The organism is Gemmatimonadota bacterium, assembly GCA_016712265.1.
GTDB lineage: Bacteria > Gemmatimonadota > Gemmatimonadetes > Gemmatimonadales > Gemmatimonadaceae > RBC101.
This window is the reverse complement of sequence record JADJRJ010000029.1, coordinates 84,391-103,715: the sequence shown is the minus strand read 5'-3', so window position 1 is coordinate 103,715 and position 19,325 is coordinate 84,391. Positions and strand designations below refer to the sequence as shown.

Below are 19,325 nucleotides of genomic sequence, written 5' to 3'. Positions count from 1 at the left end.
ACGGCTCAGGAGGTCAAAGGGCGGACGATTGCTCGCCCACATGAATGGCGGCAATCCCGAAGGTGAGGGGCTGCCAGGAGACCCGGGAAAACCCCGCCTCTCGCATGCGGCGGCCGAGGTCATCCCCAACGGGGAAATGCTTCACCGATTCCGGCAGGTAGGTGTACGCGGTCCGGTGACCGCTCACCAACCGACCGACCAGGGGCAGGACGTGGTGGAAATACAGGTGATAGAAGCCGCGGACCAGTCGTGATGAGGGCGTCGAGAATTCCAGGATGACGAACCGGGCCCCGGGGCGCAGCACGCGGGCGACCTCCTGCAGGCAGGCATCAAGGCTGGCGACATTGCGGATGCCGAATGCGACAATCGCACCATCCACCGAGCCGTCGTCCAGAGGGAGGGCGAGAGCATCGGCAACCACCGGGTTGATCGGCACCCCCGCCGCTTTGCGCCTCCCGGCCCTCAGCATGGGCTCCGCGAAGTCGGCCGCGACCACGCGGCCGCGAAATCCCGGAGTGGCGTGCAGCTGAGCCGACACATCCAGGGTGCCGGCGCAGACGTCGAGGTACGTCCCCGTCGGCTCCCGCGACCAGCCCAGCGCCTCCAGCGCTCGGGCGCGCCAGCGCCGATCGATGTTGAAGCTCAGCAGGTGATTCAGGAGATCGTAGGAGGGAGCGATCTCCGAAAAGATGCGGCGGACATAGTCGCGCTTGACCGCTCCACCAGCGGCGGCTGCACGCACCTCGACCGCATCGTGGTCGGTCAGTGTCATCGGTGGCGAAAACTGGATCGGTCGGCTTCCCGGAGCAAGCGTACGCTAGACCCTCGGGAACCGGTTCCTTACCTTCCCAACCTCGCAGGCATGGGAGACGGTTCCCAGCGCCGGCGCCACGCCTCGGCATGGCACCCTCCCCCGCCCTCGATCTCAGGAACCTCCCGGACGCTGACCTCGTCTCGCTCGCACAGGAGGGGAGAGAGGCGGCGTATCGCGAGTTGGTCCGCCGATACGAACGGCCGGTCTTCTCGCTGATCTACCGCATGGTCCGTGATCGCGAGACCGCGGAAGACCTGGCGCAGGACTCGTTCATCAAGGTCCTGAACCACATCGATCGATACCGGCCGGAGTTCAAGCTGTCCTCGTGGCTGTTCAAGATCGCGAACAATGTCGCCATCGACCACCTGCGCCGCCGCCAGATCGATACGGTGAGCATGGACGGGTCCCCCCATGCGTCGACCGCGGCCGAGATCGAGGCGACCCAGATCGAGATCGCGGCGCAACAGGAAACCGCACTGGAGGAGATGGAGGCCAAGGAGATCGGCGGGGCCATCGAACGGGCCATCGCCGCCCTCCGACCCGAATACCGGGCCTGCATCATGCTCCGACACGTGGAAGGGCGATCGTACGAGGAGATCGCGGCCACACTCGACCTCCCCCTGGGGACGGTCAAGACCTACATCCACAGGGCACGTCACCAGCTCCGCGAAGCACTGGAAGACACCCGTGCCTGAAACCTCTGCCAAACCCCGGTCGTAGACCCGCTTGGAGGCCATGTGAACCGACACCTTCTCCCCGAAGAAATCGACCTGCTCCTCGACAACGAGGAGGGGTTTGGCATGGCGCCCCTTCGGCTGCACCTCGAGGCCTGCGCCGAGTGCCGGGACGCCCTGGACGGGTTGTCCCGGGTCGTCGCCAAGCTGGAGGCATTGCCGCACTTCCGGCCGGCCCCGCTCTTCGCGGATCGCCTGATGGCGCGGGTCGAGGTCTACCAGCCATGGCATGTGGCCGCCCGGGACTTCCTGGGTCGCTTGATCCCTGAGAGTTCGGCTGGCCGCGTGGTCATGGGCGGGCTGGGTGCGACGGCCGCGGCAGGAGTGACGGCCGGGCTGGTGTGGGTTGGCCAGCGCGCCGACGCGGTCCTTTTCGTTGGGAGCTACAGCCTGCAGCGCGCGCGGACGGGCCTCGCGGCGTCGGTCATCGAGGCCACAACCTCCCTGCTGGGCGCAGGGGTGGGCGACAGCCTGCAACGTGGGGGGCCCGTCGTCCTGGCGGCTGCCGCCGGGGCCGCAGTCCTGGGCGTCTTCGGGGTGGCTGCCGCAGTCAAGGGAATCGCGACGGCGAATCGGCGGAGGGACTGACCGTGCGTCGCTCCCTCTGGATGACGGCCACCCTCGTGGCCGCACTCTGCCCGTTTGCCATCAGCGCCGCGCAGGGCAGCGCCACGCAGCGCGACTCGATCGTGATCGGTGGCCGCACGGTGCCCGCTGGCACAACCGAGCGTGGTCCGATCGTGGTGGCCGGCGGTGACCTCACCGTCGCCGGTCAGGTCGATGGATCCGCGATCGCGATCGCTGGCGACGTGATCGTACTCCCGGGAGGGGAGGTCACGGGGGACGCGATCGCCGCTTTTGGAGAGGTCCGGAATGAGGGCGCCGTCGGTGGGCAGTCCCGGGCGCTCACCGGGACTTTCGGCGCCTCCCTCAGGGCACTGTTCTCCACCCCGGACTCGCCCCCCGCGGCCAAGCGTACGCCCCTCGAGCTCGCGCTCGGGTGGTTCACGGTGATGATGCTCATCGGGCTTGGCGTGCTCGTGTTCGCCAGTCCCTACCTCGATGGCGTCGCGGACGTGCTCGCGCAGTCGTTCTGGCGTTCCTTCCTGACCGGGCTGATCGGGCACCTCGGGGTCTTGCCGGCGATCCTGCTCGTGGTGGTTGGGCTCGCGGTGACAGTCATCGGGATCCTGTTGATCCCCTTTGCTGTCGTCGCCCTGGTACTCGTCGTGGCGGGGCTGCTGGCCCTCGGGTTTGTTGCCGCGGCTCGCGTGACGGGCGAGGGGATCGGGCACCGTGGGGGACGCCGGCTCAGCGACAAGGGTGGCGCGCTGCGCGGGGTGATCATCGGAACGGCGCTCTACATGGGCCTCTGGGTCCTCGCCGCCGCCACGGGATCGGTGGCCGTGGTCGGTGTGGTGCTCAGGGTCCTCGCGCTGCTGGCCACCTTTGTGGCGGCGACGGCGGGCTTTGGCGCCGCGATCCTTTCGCGCGGGGGCACGCGGAGGGACGCCGCAGTGGCGACCCAGCTCCCGGCCGCCGAAGAAGTCGGCTGGCAAACCCCGACTCCCGTGTCCGGCGTGGCCGCGGCGCGGCGACGCCCGGCCGCCAGCTCAACAGCCGCGCACTAGCCGCGATACCAGACGACGACAGCGCCGCGTTGCAGCCCCAGCGCTCCCGCGGCACTGCCGTCGCGCACCGCCACCTCCAGCAGCCCGCTGGACCCGACGAGGGCGACCGGACTGCCGGACGCCACGTCCGCATAAGTCGCCCGCACCGGCACCGGGCGGCCCGCCGCGGCCACCACGCCACTCCGCACCCCGATCAGGTTAGTGATGGCGTTGCCGAAGCGGTCGATGGCGATGACTTCCCCGAGGATGGCGCCGTCGTCCCGCTTGATCGCCTCGCGGGTCCGGCGGACGACGGGCGCATCGTGCGGCTCGCCTAACGACGCCAGGGTCGCCCCGTTCGCGAGGGCCGCCGCCGCCGGGGCGAACACATCGCGCCCCTGGAAGGTCCGCGACGCCGAGGGACTGATCGGCAGGGTCACCACCGCCGCGTCCCCGAGGAGCAAGGCCGGGGATAACACGCCGTTGTCCGGCCCGACGAGGAAGCGCCCGTCGCTCTGCACCGCGAGCGCCGCCCGGCTCGTGCCCACCCCGGGGTCCACGATGATCAGGTGGACCGTGCGTGCAGGAAAACGGCGCCAGTACCGCGCGACCGTGAGCCGCGCGAGCTCCGTGTCATGCGCCGGGATTTCATGCGACAAGTCCACGATGGTCGCCCCGGGCGCCAGCGAGTACAACACCCCCTTGATCTCCGCCACATAGCCATCGGCGGTGCCGAAGTCGGTGAGGAGGGTGATCAGGGGGGCCATGCGTCAGCGGGATCGGGCGGGACCGAGGAGATCCTGCACGCGCGCAGCGATGTCGGCAATGGCCCGCGCGGCCGGCGACTCGGGATCCGCCACCACGATGGGTCGACCCGTGTCGCCGCCCTCGACGATCCGCGGGTACAGCGGCACCTGGCCCAGCAGGTCGAGCTGCAACTCCTCGGCGAGGGCCTTCCCGCCCCCGCTCCCGAAGAGGGCCGTGGGCTTTCCGCAGTGCGGGCACTCGAACCAGCTCATGTTCTCGATGATGCCAAGCACGGGGACGTTCACGCGATTGAACATCATCGCGCCGCGCAACGCATCACCGGTCGCCACCTGCTGCGGGGTGGTGACAATCAGGGCGCCGCGGACGTTGGTGGCCTGGACGAGCGAGAGCTGCGCGTCCCCGGTCCCGGGGGGCATGTCGACCAGAAAGGCATCGAGTTCGCCCCAATTGACGTCGCGCAGGAACTGCGTGACGATCTTCATCACGATGGGCCCGCGCCAGATCGCCGGTTGCTCCCGCTCGATGAGGAACCCCAGGGACATGACCTTCACCCCATGGGCCTCAAGGGGCTGGATCTTCTCGTTGACCACCGGGGGCGCGGCGTTGACGCCGAGCATCAGGGGGAGGTTGGGGCCGTAGACGTCGGCGTCCATGATCCCCACGCGCCACCCCCGCTGGGCGAGCGCGACGGCGAGGTTGACCGAGAGGGTCGACTTGCCTACACCGCCCTTGCCGGATGACACGGCAATCACGTGGCCCAGGTGGGGGTAGGCCACCGGCGGCGGGACACTCCCGCGCGGCGTGGCGGCCGGGCGGTCATCCATGACGGGGAGGGCCCTCGCGGCCGGCCGCGCAGCGGGCGCCGGCGGCGGCGCTGCTCGCTGGAACTCGGCCGGATCCCGCACGTCGATGCGCACGTCCGTCACCCCCTCCACGGCCTCGACGGCGCGGCGCACGTCCCGCACCAGGGTGGGATCGTCGCTGGCGCCAATCACGACGGTGAGCCGCACCTTGCCATCGAGGGTCACGCCCACGTCGCGCACGACCTGGTCCTCGAGCAGGGAGGTCGGGGCCCGCGGGTGGGAGACCGACGCGAGGGCAGTTGCAATGCGTTGTTGGAGTGTGGACACGGAACAGCCGTTGGAGGAAGCAGGGGTGCCGGTCGGCCGGCAAGCAGGGTCAGGACGACGCGACAGCGCCGATGTACTCGCGGGCCGCGCCGACGACGCGGTCGCGCACCTGGTCCAACGATCCCGGGATGAGGGCACCCGACGCCTTGGCGTGCCCGCCACCACCGAAGTCGCGGGCGAAGCGGTTCACATCCACGTCACCCGTACTGCGAAAGGACACCTTGACCTTGCCGTAACCGAGGTCGCGGAAAAACAGCGCGAGCCTGGTGCCGACGATGGACCGGGGGTGCTCCACGATCCCATCGAGGTCCTCCGGGCTGACGTCGTAGCGCTCGAGCGCGTCCGCGGTCACGGAGATCCACGAAATGCCGTGCTCCGCGTCATGTCCAATGGAATGCAGGGCATCACGCAGGAGGAAGATGCGCCCCGGCGACACCGACCCGTAGATGCGCCGGTACATCGTCTCCGGATCCACACCATTGCTCAGCAGCGCAGCAGCGATGGCATGACAGCGCGGCGACGTGTTGGCGTACCGGAAGCCCCCAGTATCGGTGAGAATGGCCGTGTAGAGCGCCTCGGCGATCTGCGGCGTGACCTCGAGGCCGTGCGTGGTGGCGTAATCGTAGATGAGCTCTCCCGTCGCGCAGGCCTTCGGGTCGTCCATGAGCAGCTCCCCGGCCGGCTCGTCCGTCGGCACGTGATGATCAATGACGATCCGAGGGATGGTCATCTTGCGCGCCGTGTCGGCAAGCTGCCCGAGGCGCGACATGTCGGAGACATCGAGGACGACGAGGGCATCGAGGTCGCGCAATCCGCGGGGGCCCAGGCGGGATGCATCGTCGATCTCGGCGTCGAGGAGGTACTCGAAGATGCCTGGCCACGGCGTGGGGTTGATCACCCTCGGGAGGAAGCCCTGCTGCCGGAGCAGGCGACAGAGGGCCGCGACCGAGCCGCAGGCATCGCCATCGGCGTTGATGTGCGTGGTGACCCCGACACGGCGTGCACCGGCAAGCGCGCCCAGGACGCGTGTGGCGGCGGTGGCGCGGTCCGTGGGTACGCTAAGGAGGTTCTGGACGGGCACGGGGGATGGAAAAGCGAAGCGGCGCCCCGGACAGGACGCCGCTCGGAAGATAACCGCTACGGGAGGGCTATCGGGCCTCTCGCTCCTCGCGGGCCACCTTGGAGTGATGGCGACCATAGAAGAAGTAGATTCCCAGGCCGAGGATCAGCCAGATGAGCAACCGGAGCCAGGTGTCGCCCGGAAGCCCTGACATCATGTACCCGCAGATGAGGATGGCCAGGACCGGGACCACCGGGACAAAGGGGGTGCGGAACGGCCGGTGCAGGTTGGGTGAGCGATATCGAAGGACGAGGACCCCGGCGCTCACGATGACGAACGCGAGCAGGGTGCCGATGGAGACCAATTCGCCAAGGATGTCGATGGGGAAGGCCCCGGCAATAAGCCCGGCGATCACCCCCGTGATGATGGTGGCGAGATACGGGGTCTGGAATTTCGGGTGGACGCGCCCGAAGATGGGGGGCAAGAGCCCGTCCCTGGACATCGCGAGGAAGATCCGCGGCTGCCCGAGCAACATGACCAGGACCACCGACGCAAGTCCGGCGATGGTTCCGATGCCCACCAGCGCCTTGAGCCAGGCGAGTGCCGGTCCAGCCTTCGCGATGGCGACGTAGACCGGATTGGCCACGTTGAGTTCGGAGTAATGCGCCACACCCGTCATCACGAGCGCCATCAAGATGTAGAGCACCGTGCAGACCGCGAGCGAAGCCAGGATGCCGATGGGCAGGTCGCGCTGGGGGTTCTTGGCCTCCTGCGCCGCGGTTGAGACGGCGTCAAAGCCGATGTAGGCAAAGAAGATCACCCCGGAGGCCCGGACGATCCCCGACCACCCGTACTCGCCGAACGTCCCGGTGTTTTCCGGGATGAAGGGGACCCAGTTCGAGGGGGTCACGTACATGAAGCCGAACCCGATCACCAGAAAGACGATGGCGACCTTGATGAAGACGATCAGGTTGTTGAGACGGGCGGACTCCTGAATCCCGATGACCAACATCGTCGTCAACACCCCGATCAGCAGGACAGCCGGCAGGTTGATGATGGCACCCGTGGCGGTGATGGCCCCGGTGGCCTTGTCCGCCACGAGGGGTGCGGAGGTAAGCGCGGCCGGCAGCTCGATCCCCGCGAAGTCCTTGAGGAACGCCACCACGTTCGCCGACCAGCCGACCGCCACCGTGGACGCGGCGAACAGGTACTCGAGGATCAGGTCCCACCCGATGATCCAGGCGACGAGTTCCCCGAGCGTGGCGTAGCCATACGTATACGCGCTCCCGGCGATCGGGATCATCGAGGCAAACTCGGCGTAGCAGAGCCCGGCGAAGAGACACCCGAACCCGGCGAGCACGAAGGACAACACGATCGCGGGTCCGGCATATTGCGCGGCCGCCGTCCCCGTGAGCACGAAGATGCCGGCGCCGATGATCGCCCCGATCCCAAGCAGGGTGAGGTTCATCGCGCCGAGCGTGCGCTTGAGGTTCACGGTGTCGCCCGTGCCCTCCGACTCACGCATCAGGTGTTCAAGATTCTTCTTGGACCACAGTCCCATGGGGCACTCCGACGCAGACGAGGACGATGGGCCGACGGGGGCCCGGCAGGCGTAGAACGGGGCGGGCAAGGTCACCCGCTCCCCGCTGACATGTCAAGACGGAAGGGGCGAGTGCGACGCCTCGTGTGCGACCCGCGAACGTGGAACGCCCCTACACGCTGTAGTTCGGGGCCTCGCGTGTAATCGTCACGTCATGCGGATGCGACTCGCGTAGCCCCGCACTGGTGATACGGACGAATTCTGCCTCGGTCCGGAGTGACGTGATGGAGCCGCAACCGACGTACCCCATCCCACTGCGCAGCCCGCCAACCATCTGGAAGAGCACGTCGCCCACCGGACCCTTGTACGGCACGCGCCCCTCGATGCCCTCGGGGACCAGCTTGCGCGGAGACAACTCGCCGTCCTGAAAGTAGCGGTCGGCGGACCCGTCCTGCATCGCGGAGATCGAGCCCATGCCGCGGATCATCTTGAACCGGCGTCCTTCGAGGAGGAACGACTCGCCCGGCGACTCCTCAGTCCCGGCGAGCATCGATCCCATCATGACGCACGACGCGCCGGCGGCAAGCGCCTTCACGATGTCTCCCGAGTACTTGATCCCGCCGTCGGCAATGATGGGAACACCATCCGCCCCTTCCACCGCGTCCATGATCGCGGTGAGTTGCGGGACACCGACACCGGTGACCACTCGCGTGGTACAAATCGAGCCGGGACCGACCCCGACCTTCACGGCATCCACCCCCCGGCTCACCAGGGCCGCGGCCCCGGCGCGTGTGGCCACATTCCCGACGACCAGCTGAATGTCCGGCAGGGCCTCGCGCACCCGCGACGTCGCCTGTAACACGCCCTCGGAGTGTCCGTGCGCCGTGTCGATCACCAACACATCGACCCCGGCATCCACGAGGGCCCGCGCACGATCGAGCACGTCCCCGCCGGCGCCTAACGCGGCCGCGCAGCGCAGCCGCCCATGTTCGTCCTTGTTTGCACCGGGATACTGCTTGCGCTTGTGGATGTCCTTCACCGTAATCAGGCCGCGCAGGCGATATTCCCCATCCACCACCGGTAGCTTCTCGATGCGATGATCCGCCAGGATCCGCTCGGCGTCATCGAGGGTGGTGCCCTCGGGTGCCGTGACCAGGTCCTTCGACGTCATGACCTCGCGAATCGGCTGCTGCAGGTTGCGCTCGAACTGCAGGTCGCGATTGGTGATGATCCCGACGAGCCGCCCGGACGCGTCAACGATCGGGACCCCCGAAATGCGGAACCGCTGCATGAGCGCGACGGCCTCACGCAAGAGGGCGTCCGGCGACAGCGTAATGGGATTGAGGATCATCCCACTCTCCGAGCGTTTCACCCGGTCGACCTCCGCAGCCTGTCGATCGATCGACATGTTCCGGTGAATCACCCCGATCCCACCGGCGCGCGCCATCGCAATGGCCATCTCCGACTCGGTGACGGTATCCATGGCCGCGGAGACGAGTGGCACATTCAGGGGGATCCCGCGCGTGAACCACGAGGAGGTCTCCACCTCCTTCGGATGCGTCAGCGAGTGGCGCGGCGTGAGCAGCACATCATCGAAGGTGAGCGCTGCGTCCACACGAATGCGGGTCGACGGCGCGGGAGGCGCGCCATTGGTCCCGCCATGCAAAAGCCCGCGGTCCACCTGGGGTGGGCTCGCGGGCCGGTCGGAAGAACGAGATGAGGTTGCCATAGCGAAAGCTAGGCTGGCCACGACCTCACCTCAAGCGGGCGCCCCTCCGCTGGGCGGTGTCTCTGGCGAGGCCGGAGGATCGGCACTGTCCGCGTTGGCCGGCTTGGTCGCGCTGGTAGCAACGGACACAATGTCGCTCGCAACGGACTTTCCGGCGGCGGCCACCCCGTTGAGCACCCCCACGGCCTTGTTGAGCAGCCCCATGGTCTCCGAGATCGCCGTGGCGGAGACCTTTCCGGCGCGAAGGGTGTCCTCCACTCCTTCCGTGAACCTGGAGAACAACGATCCGACCGAGGAAGACTCCTTGGTCCCGTGGCGCGACGCGACAAACTCCACGTAGTCGAGCAACTGATACGCCTTTTCATCGGTGAGCGTATCGAGCTGCCGCAGGAGGCGATCGCGGAGGTGCGGAGAGAGTGCCATGAGTTGCCCGAGGCCGGGAGGGGAGAGTGGTGCGTCGTGACCCCTACGGATCGACGGCACCGGGGGTTACGGCCGTGACGATCAGCCGCGCCAGCGCACGCGCGTCCCGCGCACGTCGATGTGCGCATACGGCGACCCCTGCGAATACTGCCCGAGCCCGCCGGCCAGCTCCGGGTGGGCCCGCTCGACGGCATCGACCGCGCGGGCGATGAGGGTCACATCGAGCCAGGTCACGCGGCCGTCCCCGTTGGCATCCACGGCGATATCCGCCGCATCGCCGTACTGGTGGCGACTGTCGCTCGCCGCACGCGGCACGCGCTGGTTGTGCAACGGTGTACGAAACCCGGAATGGAGGTCGACGGCGACTCGCGAGGCGTCGGAGCTGCCGCGAAGACGCGCGATCTCCTCGAACACCAACTCCAACTTGTCCAACAGTCGCGGGTCGATCGCGACATACCGAGGCCAAGTGGTCTGTTGGTCATGGGTGAGAAAATCGCCCAGCGCGAAGTGCTCGGAAACCGGGAGGTCGACCTCGTGTTCGCGGACTTCGAGCAATCCGTCGGGCACTCCCTGCCCCCCCCGACGTTCCCCGCGAAAGAAGCCGATTCGATATCCATTAATCGACGCCCCACGCTTCTCGGCGAGGGGCTTCATGACGCCAAGGGTCACACTATCGATGACCTGACGCTGGCCATCGCGCTCGATCGCGAGACGGTAGAATCCCGGCCGTGACGGAGCGATGAGCGTGCCAGACAGTGGTCGCGGTACCTCAACCCCCGCCATCGAGCCGACCGGCACCCATTCGTATCGCAGCCCGACGGGTGCGTGGATGAACTCGAGGGGCACCTCGACCGGAAGGGCGGGCAACGAAGTGAGCATGCGGACGGCCCGACTTCGGCCGGTCGCACTCCATGCCGCGCGCGCGGCCGGAAAGGGACGGGCCAGCGTGCGGCGCGACGGGCCGAGTGCCGCATCAGCCTGCGAGAGGATCGTGACGGAGGCAACGGCCAGTGCGCCGAAGAACAGCGCAGGTGCCAGGCGCGAGCGCTCGCGCGCCATCAGCTGAATCCCCAGCGCACCGCGGCCCCACGCGCGTCCACATGAACGAAACCGCCGTGGTTTGACGTGCTGCGATAGAGGCCGAGTCCACCAGAAAGCTCCGGGTGCGCCCGCTCCACCCGATTCACGCTCTCGATGAGAATGCGAATGTCCCGGCTGTCGCTCCGACCGTCGCCGTTGAGGTCGTCCTGGCGTCCATCACCGTTGTCATCCACAAAAACATCCGCGGCATCACCGTACTGGTGTCGGCTGTCCTTCGCCCGCCCACCTCTCCCCACCCCGCGCGCGTTGTACTGCGGTGTGCGAAACCCCGACAGCACCTTGAGGCCACCCACGCGAATCCCTTGCGCGTTCAAGTCCGCGATCACAAGCTCGAGCTTGTCCAGCAGCGGCTCGCGCACAACGACGTACTTGGGCCAGACATTGGCTTGATCGTGTGTCAGGAAGTCTCGCAGGCGGAAATGCTCGGACAGCTGCGTGTCCTGATTGTCCGGGGTGACTTCGATGAACCCATCCGGGAGGTCCGGATTCCCACGGCCCTCCCGCGGCCACGTGCCCACCAGGTACCGACCGACCCGGCCGCGATTCTTGGCACCGAAAGGGAGGAGGTTGATGAAGCTCAGCGGTCCGCCGGACAGCTCCGCCCGATAGATCCCGTGGCGGCTCGCGGCGCTGTCACCGAAGAGCTCCTGCAGGATACGGATGGGCCCTCCCCGCGTGCCACCGACCTGACGCGCGAGGAGTTTGCCGGACCGCCCCCGCAAGGAATCTGTGGCCGCGTCGGGACGATCACCCACCTGCGCGCCGAGTCCCGCTCCAAACAGGAGCGAGGCAGCCGCGAGGAGCGTGAGGTGAGAGCGGTTCATCCCGGGAGTCTGGGGACAGGAGGGGCGGCGTGCGGTGACACGGGACACTGGCCCAAGTCGCCGGGGTGACATGGGACGACGCGTCGGGTATGAACGCGTCACGATGGAAGGAGGGAATCACTCCTGCGTCATCCCCCCGGGGACGGAAAGGTACCCGATTGGCCCCCCTCCGCCACCCCGCCGGCACTGCGACCCCCCGAGGGGGAGCGATGTTCCCCGACCACCCTCCGGTGGGCCGGTTACATTCCCGTCCCTCCCTTCCCTCCGTCCCGACATGGCGAGTTCGCAGCGACCGGTCGTTCTTGTGGTTGTTGATGGCTTTGGCCACCGCACGGCTGATGAGGCCAATGCGGTCGCCCTCGCCCGGATGCCCGTGTGGAAGCAGCTCTGGGCCAGGGCCCCGCGAACCCTGTTGGAGGCGTCGGGAAAGGCCGTCGGCCTGCCGGCCGGCCAGATGGGAAACAGTGAAGTCGGTCACTTGAACCTTGGCGCCGGTCGCGTGGTGAAACAGGACCTCGTGCGCATCGACGAGGCCATTGAGGACGGGTCGTTCTTCACGCGACCCGCGTTCACCGACGCGTGTGCCCGGGTAAAGTCGACCGGCGGGACGTTGCACCTGATGGGGCTGCTTGGGGACGGCGGCGTCCATGCGCTGGACCGTCACCTGTTTGCGCTCATGGACCTCGCACACCGCGCCGGGGTGCCGCGCATCGCCCTGCACTGCCTGATGGACGGACGCGACACGCTGCCGACGTCGGGGCTTGGCTACCTGGAAGAAACCTTGCGCCGGGCGGGCGGGCGCGTGGTCATCGCATCGTTAGGCGGCCGGTACTTCGGCATGGACCGCGACAACCGGTGGGAACGCGTGATCCGCTGGTACGATGCGGCGGTCCGCGGCCGCGGCCCGTCGGTGACCGATCCGATCGCAGCCGTACGTGCATCGTACGACGCCGGCGTGACGGACGAGTTCATCTCGCCCGTGGTCGTGACGCAGGACGGCCAGCCGGTGGCTCCCATGCGCGAGGGTGACGCGGTCATCACGTTCAACTATCGATCGGACCGGATGCGGCAGATCGTGCGCGCCCTGACCGATCCGGCCTTCGATGGGTTCGACGTCAGTGACCGGCCCCACGTGTCCCTCGCCACGATGACGTCGTACGACGAGCGGTTTTCGTTCCCGGTCGCGTTCGCACCGTTCAGCATGGCGCGCATCGTGGCCGAGGTCGTCGCCGAGCACGGTCTCGCGATGTTCCGTACGGCGGAAACCGAGAAGTACCCGCATGTGACCTACTTCTTCAACGGCGGGATCGAGACGCCGTTTGCGGGCGAGGAACGGAACCTGGTCCCGAGCCCGAAGGTACCGACCTATGACCTGCAGCCGGAGATGTCGGCCGCGGGCGTGACGGACGTCCTGTGCGAGGCGATCGCCCGCGGCGATCACCACTTCACCTTATGCAACTATGCCAACGCCGACATGGTGGGCCACACGGGATCGCTCCCGGCCGTCATCCGGGCGTTGGAGTGCGTGGACGCGTGCCTGGGTCGGGTTGTGCGTGCCGCCGAGGCCGCAGGTGCGCGCCTGATGATCACGGCAGACCACGGCAATTGCGAGTTGATGATCGATCCGGCGACGGGGGGCCCGCACACCGCCCACACGACGAATCCGGTACCGTTTGTGGTGCTCGACCCGGCGGGCGACCGCCCCCTGCGTTCTGGCGGTGCCCTGTGTGATGTGGGCCCGACCGTCCTTTCGATGCTGGGCATCGACCAACCCGTAGAGATGACCGGTCGCGACCTGCGACTGATCTCGTGAGTGTTCCCATGATCGTTGTGCGTCGTCCCGCGTTGCTTGCTATCGGTAGTCTCCTCGCGGCGTCCTCGGTTGCCGCCCAGGTGGGGCATGAGCCGCGACGCTCGCCCTACCGGGACCTGGAATGGCGGCAGGAAATCACTGTCTTCGGGGGCCAGTTCCGCGCGGCCGTCGACCCGGCCCGCGTGGCCCCACGCAACGGCCCGATGATCGGCGCCCACTACGAACTCCGCCTGGGGGGACCGGCCTACTTCACGGCGCGGATGGCCGGCGTCCTGTCCGACCGCACGGTGATCGACCCCAAGCTCGAGAAGGTGAACCGCGTCCAGGACGCGGATCACGCGGTTCCGCTCCTCCTGGCCGACGTCGGCTTCTCGCTGAACCTCACCGGCTTCAAGAGTTATCGGGGCATCGTCCCCTTTTTCGGCGCGGGCGCCGGACTTGGGGCGGGATTCGAGAAGCAGGACGTGGGTGGGTACCAGTTCGGGTACCCCTTCCTGTTCACGGTGCGCCCGGGGGTGAAGATCGCCACGGCAGGCCAGTGGCACATGCGACTGGAAGCGACGAACTACTTCTACCGCATCCGCTATCCCGAGACCTACTTCATCAAGACGGGCGCCGACGACCCTGTCCTGGAGCCGGGCACGTCGCGGAATTACTGGAAGCGCAACCTCGGCCTGAACCTCGGCATGACGTACAGCTACGGGCGTTAGGCATGCCGCACGCCTCGCTCACGCGCCGCGTGCGGTTTGCCGCGGCACATCGCTACCGACGCCCTGACTGGGATGAGGCGCGCAACGTCGCCGTGTTCGGGGCCTGCGCGCACCCACATTACCACGGTCACTCCTACACGTGCGATGTCACGGTCACGGGCGAGATCGACGCGGTGACGGGGATGGTGGTTGACCTGGGGCAGCTGGACGCCGTCCTTGCGGCCGAGGTCAGGGGGCGATTCGATCACCGCAACATCAACGTCGACGTCCCGGAGTTCGCCGACGGCCAGCTGGTCCCCACGGGAGAAAACCTCGCGCGATTCATCTTCGAGCGTGTGCAGGTGGCACTCGGCGGAGCCGTCCGGGTCACCAGGGTGCACCTGGCGGAGGATGAGTCGCTCAGCGCCACCTACGACGGATGAGTGCAGCCAACAGCCACGAGGCCGTAGAGGAGACGCCCGTCTGGCTCGAGGTCAACGGGACGCCGCTGGTCACGTGGATGTGCACGCCCGACCAACTCGACGACCTGGTGGTGGGGTGGCTGTACAGTGAGGGCTATATCGACAGCCCGCGCGACATTGTCGCCATGCGGCCCTGCACGAAGGAGTTGGGATTCTGGGTTGACCTGTCGCCGGAACGTGTGGAGGCCGTCAACGCGCAACCGCGGCGCCGCGTGCTGGCGAGTGGGTGCGGCTCCGTCACGGCCTTCCTGGGATCGCTCGCGGAGGTACGGCGGCAGTCGACAGGCCCGCGACCGGCGATCGACCTCCCGACGATGCGCGCCCTGTTCAAGGAGTTGTTCGCCCGCGGCGAACGCTACAAGGACACGGGTGGGATCCACGCCGCCGCGCTGTCCGACGGGGCGCAGCTGTTCCACCACGCCGAGGACATTGGGCGCCACAACGCCGTCGACAAGGTGCTTGGCGCCGCGGTACAGGATGGACGTGATCCGGCGGGGCTGGTACTCCTGGTGACCGGACGCATTTCCGGCGAACTCGCGTACAAAGCCGCCCGCGCGTCGATTGCCTGCGTGGCGACGCCGTCGGTGCCATCCACCATCGCCGTCCAGGTGGCTGAGGCAGCCGGCATGATGCTCGTGGGGCGCGCCGTGAGTGGTGCCCCGCAGCACTGGTTCGCCCGTTAGGCAATGTCCGCGTGCACGGGAGTCATCCTGGCCGGCGGACACGCCACGCGGTACGCGGGCCAGCCCAAGGGACTCGAGCATGTGGGGGCACGGCGCATCATCGATCGGGTCGCGGAGGTGCTCCGAACGACCTGTGATGACCTGCTACTGGTGGCCAATACCCCCGACGCAGCGGCGTGGCTTCCCGATGTGCGCGTCGCTGGAGACCTGCTCATCGACCAGGGGAGCCTCGGCGGCATCCACGCCGGACTCGTCCACGCCAGGCAACCGGTGATTGTCATCGCGTGGGACATGCCGTTTGTGCCAGCGTCACTGGTGAAGCAACTGCGCGCGGCAAGTGCTGGCCACGACGCGGTCCTGCCCGAGAGCGGCTCACGGCGAGGTGTGGAGCCGCTGTGTGCCTGGTATGGACCCGCCTGCATCCCGGCGATCGAGCAGCGGCTTGCGGAGGGTGACCGACGCGTGATCGGGTTCCTCGACCTGGTCCGCGTTGCGCGCCTGGCACCGGATGAGGTGGCGCGGCATGGGGACCCCGAGCGCATCTTCTCGAACGTGAACACCCCCGAGGAACTTCGACTGGCGGAGCACCATGCCACCACTGCTGACCATCGTCGGACGCAAGCATAGCGGCAAGACCACGACGGTGGTGCGCCTCGCGGCCGAGCTGCACCGGCGCGGACACCGCGTGATGACGATCAAGCACGGGTCGCACACCTTCAACATCGATCCGTCCACCACGGACACCTATCGGCATTACCACGAGGGCCACGCCGAGCGGGTCGCCATGGTGTCACCGGACAAGTTCGCGCTGGTGACGCGCTGGAGCGAAGAAGTCGGTCCACGCGAGATCGCGGCCCGCTACATGGCGGACGCCGATCTTGTGCTGTGCGAGGGATTCAAGGGGTCGGACCTCCCGCGCATCGAAGTCTTTCGTGTCGCGGCGCACCCAACTCCACTCTTTGACGTGACGCATCCCTCCGCTCCGCTGTTTCGGGCCATCGTGACCGATGACGCCACGTACGACGCACCCTGCCGGGTGATTCGCTTCGCCGACGCGGCGTGGTTGCACCAACTCGGCGATGTCGCCGAGGCGTTGATGGGTGGTGGATGAGGCAACGGTGGCGCGGCCTTGTCTCGCGCGGTCGCCGCACGGAACTTTGGGAATGCGACTTGAACTGAACTGGCACCGGGTGGCGCGATGCGCTCCTGCTGCCGCCATACTCCTGCTGGGCGGGTGCCGCGCGCCGGCGGGTGGTGCCCCAGCCCCCGCCGGCGACGTGCGGGTGCTCCGCGCTTCGCTCGACTCGATGTTGCGCGAGCCGAAATACGCCAATGCGTCGCTCGGCGTCCTCGTCGTCGACCCGACCCAGGGCGATACCCTCCTGTCGCACAACGCCGGGAAGTTGTTCATGCCGGCCTCCAACCAGAAACTGCTGACGGGAGCCGTCGCACTCACACAACTCGGGCCCGACTTTCGGTTCTCCACCACGGTGTACGCCGACGGACCGATCGTTGACGGCGAGCTTCGTGGCCAACTGCGGGTGGTTGGCACGGGGGATCCCAGCATCAGCGACGCGATGGCACGGGATGCGATGGCCCCACTCCGCGCGATGGCGGACTCGCTGGCCGCGCGTGGCATCCGGCGGATCACCCAGGGCCTTCGGCCAGGCGGCGACGCCTTCCCCGATGCCGCGTGGGGATTTGGCTGGTCGTGGGACGACACCGATTTTCCCTACTCGGCCGGGGTGGACGAGCTGTACCTAAACGAGGGGTACCTCGCGGTGCGCGTCTGGGGCAGTGCGCCGGGGACGGCCCCTCGCGTGCGCGTGGCCCCCAACGCCACCTTCCCACGGGTGCGACTCGATGCCCGTTCGGTCGCGCGCGGGGATTCGATTCCGCGCGCGCGCCGGCTTCGCGTGGAGCACGATTCCGCAGACGCGACGCTGATCGTCGTCAGTGGGGAGATCGCCGCAGGCGACTCGAGCACGCTCGAGCTGAGCCACCGCGATAACCCGCGCACCTTCCTGGAAGCCTTCGCGACCGCGCTTCGTGAACGTGGGATTGCGGTCGAGGGACCGATCACCACACAACGCCCCACACCGCAGGTTGGCCGGGAACCGATGGGCACGGCGCTCTTCTCCTGGGTGTCACCACAACTGGCTGAGGTCCTGCCGGCGTTCGAGAAGCCGTCGCAGAACCAGATCGGAGAGATCCTCCTCAAGACGTTAGGCAGGTCGAAGGCCGGCGTGGGATCGGCGGACAGCGGGGCCCGGGTGGTGCGCGACCAACTGCTGGCGTGGGGGGCACGCGCGGACGGGTTTGTGGTCCGTGACGGAAGTGGCCTGTCGCGCTACAACGTGGTGAGCCCGGAGACGATCATCCGCGTGCTCGACGCGATGCGCACCGGCCCGCACTCTGCCCTGTTCCATCGTTCGCTGCCGATCGCGGGCGTGGACGGCACGGTGCGGAATCGCATGCGTGGGACGGCGGCGGCGAACAACGTGCATGCCAAGACCGGCACGTTGAACATGGTGCGGTCCCTCTCGGGCTACGTGACCACGGCGGGAGGGCGGCCCCTGCTCTTCTCCCTCCTCGCCAATCACTTCACCGTGCCAACCCGCGACATCGACGCCCTCCATGAGGCGATCGTTGTCCGCCTCACGGCGTTGCGCTGATGTTGACTGTTGCCGAAGCAGTGGCGCGGGTTACGGCGGGCGTCACCCCGATGCCCGTCGAGCGGGTTCCGCTATTGGACAGCTGCGGACGGGTGCTCGCGGTACCCGTCGCGGCTGGGTATACCCTCCCCCACTGGGACAACTCGGCGATGGACGGGTACGCCGTGCGCGCCGCGGACATTCTCGGTGCGAGTGCGGCGTCGCCCGTTCGCCTCAAGGTGCTGGAGAGCGTGGCGGCCGGGGGGTTCCCCACCGTGAAGGTTCAGGCCGGGCAAGCCACGCGCATCATGACGGGCGCCCCGCTCCCCGACGGTGCGGACACCGTGGTCCGCGTGGAAGACACCGACGCTGGGACGGTGGAGGTCACCATTCGTGACGCGCGCGACTCGAGAAAGAACATCCGGCCGCGCGGCGAGGACTTTGTTGGCGGCAGCGAGGTACTCGCCACCGGGACGGCGATCCACCCGGCACAGGTTGGCGTCCTGGCATCGTTAGGCATGTCGGCCGTGGAGGTCCATCGCCGCCCGGTGGTGGCGATCCTCGGCTCCGGGGATGAACTCGTCGATCTCGACCGGTTCCACGAGGTACTGGCCGGGCGGCGCATCGTGTCGTCGAATTCCTACACACTGTCCGCGCTCGTCGCCGCCAACGGTGGCGTGCCCCGCGTTCTCGGCAACGCGGCCGACACCCCGGACGACCTGCGCGCGCTATTGCTCCGGACCACGGGCGCCGACCTCATCGTCACTTCCGCTGGGGCGTCGGTCGGCGAGTTCGACTACACGAAGGCCGTGCTCGCCTCGCTCGGAGCGACCCTGGACTTCTGGAAGGTGCGCATGCGCCCCGGGGCACCGATCGGATTTGGCACGCTGCACGGCACGCCATGGATCGCCCTCCCGGGGAACCCGGTCTCGGCGATGGTCACCTTCGAACTGTTTGTCCGCCCCGTGATCCGGCGGATGCTCGGTCACACCCGCCTCTTCCGCCGCCCGACCCCGGTGATCCTCGAGGAGCCGGTGCAGATCGGGGCTCGACTGACCCACTTTCTCCGCGCCGTCGTGCACGTCCGCGATGACGGCGCCCTCGGCGCGCGACTCACCGGTCCGCAGGGATCTGGGATCCTCACCTCCATGTCACGCGCCAACGCCCTGTTGGTGGTACCGGAAGATCGACCCTCATCGTCGCCTGGTGAACGCCTGACGGCCCTCCTCCTCGGGGAAGAGGCGCAGCTGGCGTCACACTTTGCCCTCTAG

General features: G+C 67.9%; 20 protein-coding genes. 11 read left to right on the top strand and 9 right to left on the bottom strand.

Going from position 1 to position 19,325, the window contains the following annotated elements:
• Positions 1–13 precede the first annotated feature (13 nt).
• On the bottom strand, positions 14–772 hold the full coding sequence (locus IPK85_14285) for a class I SAM-dependent methyltransferase (GenBank protein ID MBK8248558.1): 759 nt from the start codon (positions 770–772) through the stop codon (positions 14–16).
• A gap of 128 nt (positions 773–900) precedes the next feature.
• Between IPK85_14285 and IPK85_14280 the strand changes: the two genes are divergently transcribed.
• The 3 genes from IPK85_14280 to IPK85_14270 are packed head-to-tail and all read left to right on the top strand — an operon-like array spanning position 901 to position 3,179.
• Positions 901–1,509, top strand: coding sequence for a sigma-70 family RNA polymerase sigma factor (locus IPK85_14280; GenBank protein ID MBK8248557.1), 609 nt, complete (start codon positions 901–903; stop codon positions 1,507–1,509).
• A 42-nt stretch (positions 1,510–1,551) separates the two neighbouring features.
• Positions 1,552–2,136 carry a hypothetical protein gene (locus IPK85_14275; protein MBK8248556.1) on the top strand — a complete coding sequence of 195 codons (585 nt, stop codon included), beginning with the start codon at positions 1,552–1,554 and terminating at the stop codon, positions 2,134–2,136.
• Between the two features lie 2 nt (positions 2,137–2,138).
• Entirely contained in the window at positions 2,139–3,179 is a 1,041-nt protein-coding gene (locus tag IPK85_14270) for a hypothetical protein (protein MBK8248555.1), read from the top strand.
• Here IPK85_14270 and IPK85_14265 read toward each other — a convergent pair.
• From IPK85_14265 to IPK85_14230, 8 genes are all read right to left on the bottom strand, one after another.
• Positions 3,176–3,925 (bottom strand): SAM-dependent chlorinase/fluorinase, encoded by a 750-nt coding sequence (locus IPK85_14265; GenBank protein ID MBK8248554.1) that lies wholly within the window; start codon positions 3,923–3,925, stop codon positions 3,176–3,178. The two genes, IPK85_14270 and IPK85_14265, sit on opposite strands and share 4 nt — an antisense overlap.
• A 3-nt stretch (positions 3,926–3,928) precedes the next feature.
• Complete coding sequence (locus tag IPK85_14260) at positions 3,929–5,056, bottom strand: Mrp/NBP35 family ATP-binding protein (protein ID MBK8248553.1); 1,128 nt, start codon at positions 5,054–5,056, stop codon at positions 3,929–3,931.
• Between the two features lie 49 nt (positions 5,057–5,105).
• Positions 5,106–6,137, bottom strand: coding sequence for a bifunctional oligoribonuclease/PAP phosphatase NrnA (locus IPK85_14255; protein ID MBK8248552.1), 1,032 nt, complete (start codon positions 6,135–6,137; stop codon positions 5,106–5,108).
• Between the two features lie 67 nt (positions 6,138–6,204).
• Positions 6,205–7,677, bottom strand: coding sequence for an amino acid permease (locus IPK85_14250; protein MBK8248551.1), 1,473 nt, complete (start codon positions 7,675–7,677; stop codon positions 6,205–6,207).
• A 151-nt stretch (positions 7,678–7,828) separates the two neighbouring features.
• Positions 7,829–9,385, bottom strand: coding sequence for an IMP dehydrogenase (guaB, locus tag IPK85_14245; GenBank protein MBK8248550.1), 1,557 nt, complete (start codon positions 9,383–9,385; stop codon positions 7,829–7,831).
• A gap of 30 nt (positions 9,386–9,415) precedes the next feature.
• Positions 9,416–9,808, bottom strand: coding sequence for a hypothetical protein (locus IPK85_14240; GenBank protein MBK8248549.1), 393 nt, complete (start codon positions 9,806–9,808; stop codon positions 9,416–9,418).
• A gap of 81 nt (positions 9,809–9,889) precedes the next feature.
• Entirely contained in the window at positions 9,890–10,867 is a 978-nt protein-coding gene (locus tag IPK85_14235) for a hypothetical protein (protein MBK8248548.1), read from the bottom strand.
• Complete coding sequence (locus tag IPK85_14230) at positions 10,867–11,733, bottom strand: hypothetical protein (protein MBK8248547.1); 867 nt, start codon at positions 11,731–11,733, stop codon at positions 10,867–10,869. The genes IPK85_14235 and IPK85_14230 overlap by 1 nt, the downstream gene beginning before the upstream one ends.
• Positions 11,734–12,007: 274 nt before the next feature.
• Between IPK85_14230 and IPK85_14225 the strand changes: the two genes are divergently transcribed.
• From IPK85_14225 to IPK85_14190, 8 genes are read left to right on the top strand one after another with little or no spacing between them, the layout of a single operon-like run.
• Positions 12,008–13,546 carry a 2,3-bisphosphoglycerate-independent phosphoglycerate mutase gene (locus tag IPK85_14225; GenBank protein MBK8248546.1) on the top strand — a complete coding sequence of 513 codons (1,539 nt, stop codon included), beginning with the start codon at positions 12,008–12,010 and terminating at the stop codon, positions 13,544–13,546.
• Between the two features lie 8 nt (positions 13,547–13,554).
• Positions 13,555–14,256 (top strand): hypothetical protein, encoded by a 702-nt coding sequence (locus IPK85_14220; protein ID MBK8248545.1) that lies wholly within the window; start codon positions 13,555–13,557, stop codon positions 14,254–14,256.
• Between the two features lie 2 nt (positions 14,257–14,258).
• A complete protein-coding gene (locus tag IPK85_14215) occupies positions 14,259–14,678 on the top strand; it encodes a 6-carboxytetrahydropterin synthase (protein MBK8248544.1) in 420 nt (139 codons plus the stop codon).
• Complete coding sequence (gene fdhD, locus IPK85_14210) at positions 14,675–15,400, top strand: formate dehydrogenase accessory sulfurtransferase FdhD (GenBank protein ID MBK8248543.1); 726 nt, start codon at positions 14,675–14,677, stop codon at positions 15,398–15,400. The genes IPK85_14215 and fdhD overlap by 4 nt, the downstream gene beginning before the upstream one ends.
• A 3-nt stretch (positions 15,401–15,403) precedes the next feature.
• Positions 15,404–16,027 (top strand): molybdenum cofactor guanylyltransferase, encoded by a 624-nt coding sequence (locus tag IPK85_14205; protein MBK8248542.1) that lies wholly within the window; start codon positions 15,404–15,406, stop codon positions 16,025–16,027.
• Positions 15,990–16,511 (top strand): molybdopterin-guanine dinucleotide biosynthesis protein B, encoded by a 522-nt coding sequence (gene mobB, locus IPK85_14200; GenBank protein MBK8248541.1) that lies wholly within the window; start codon positions 15,990–15,992, stop codon positions 16,509–16,511. The genes IPK85_14205 and mobB overlap by 38 nt, the downstream gene beginning before the upstream one ends.
• Positions 16,512–16,563: 52 nt before the next feature.
• Positions 16,564–18,075, top strand: coding sequence for a D-alanyl-D-alanine carboxypeptidase/D-alanyl-D-alanine-endopeptidase (gene dacB / locus IPK85_14195; protein ID MBK8248540.1), 1,512 nt, complete (start codon positions 16,564–16,566; stop codon positions 18,073–18,075).
• Positions 18,075–19,325 carry a molybdopterin molybdotransferase MoeA gene (locus IPK85_14190; GenBank protein ID MBK8248539.1) on the top strand — a complete coding sequence of 417 codons (1,251 nt, stop codon included), beginning with the start codon at positions 18,075–18,077 and terminating at the stop codon, positions 19,323–19,325. Before dacB ends, IPK85_14190 begins: the two co-directional genes overlap by 1 nt.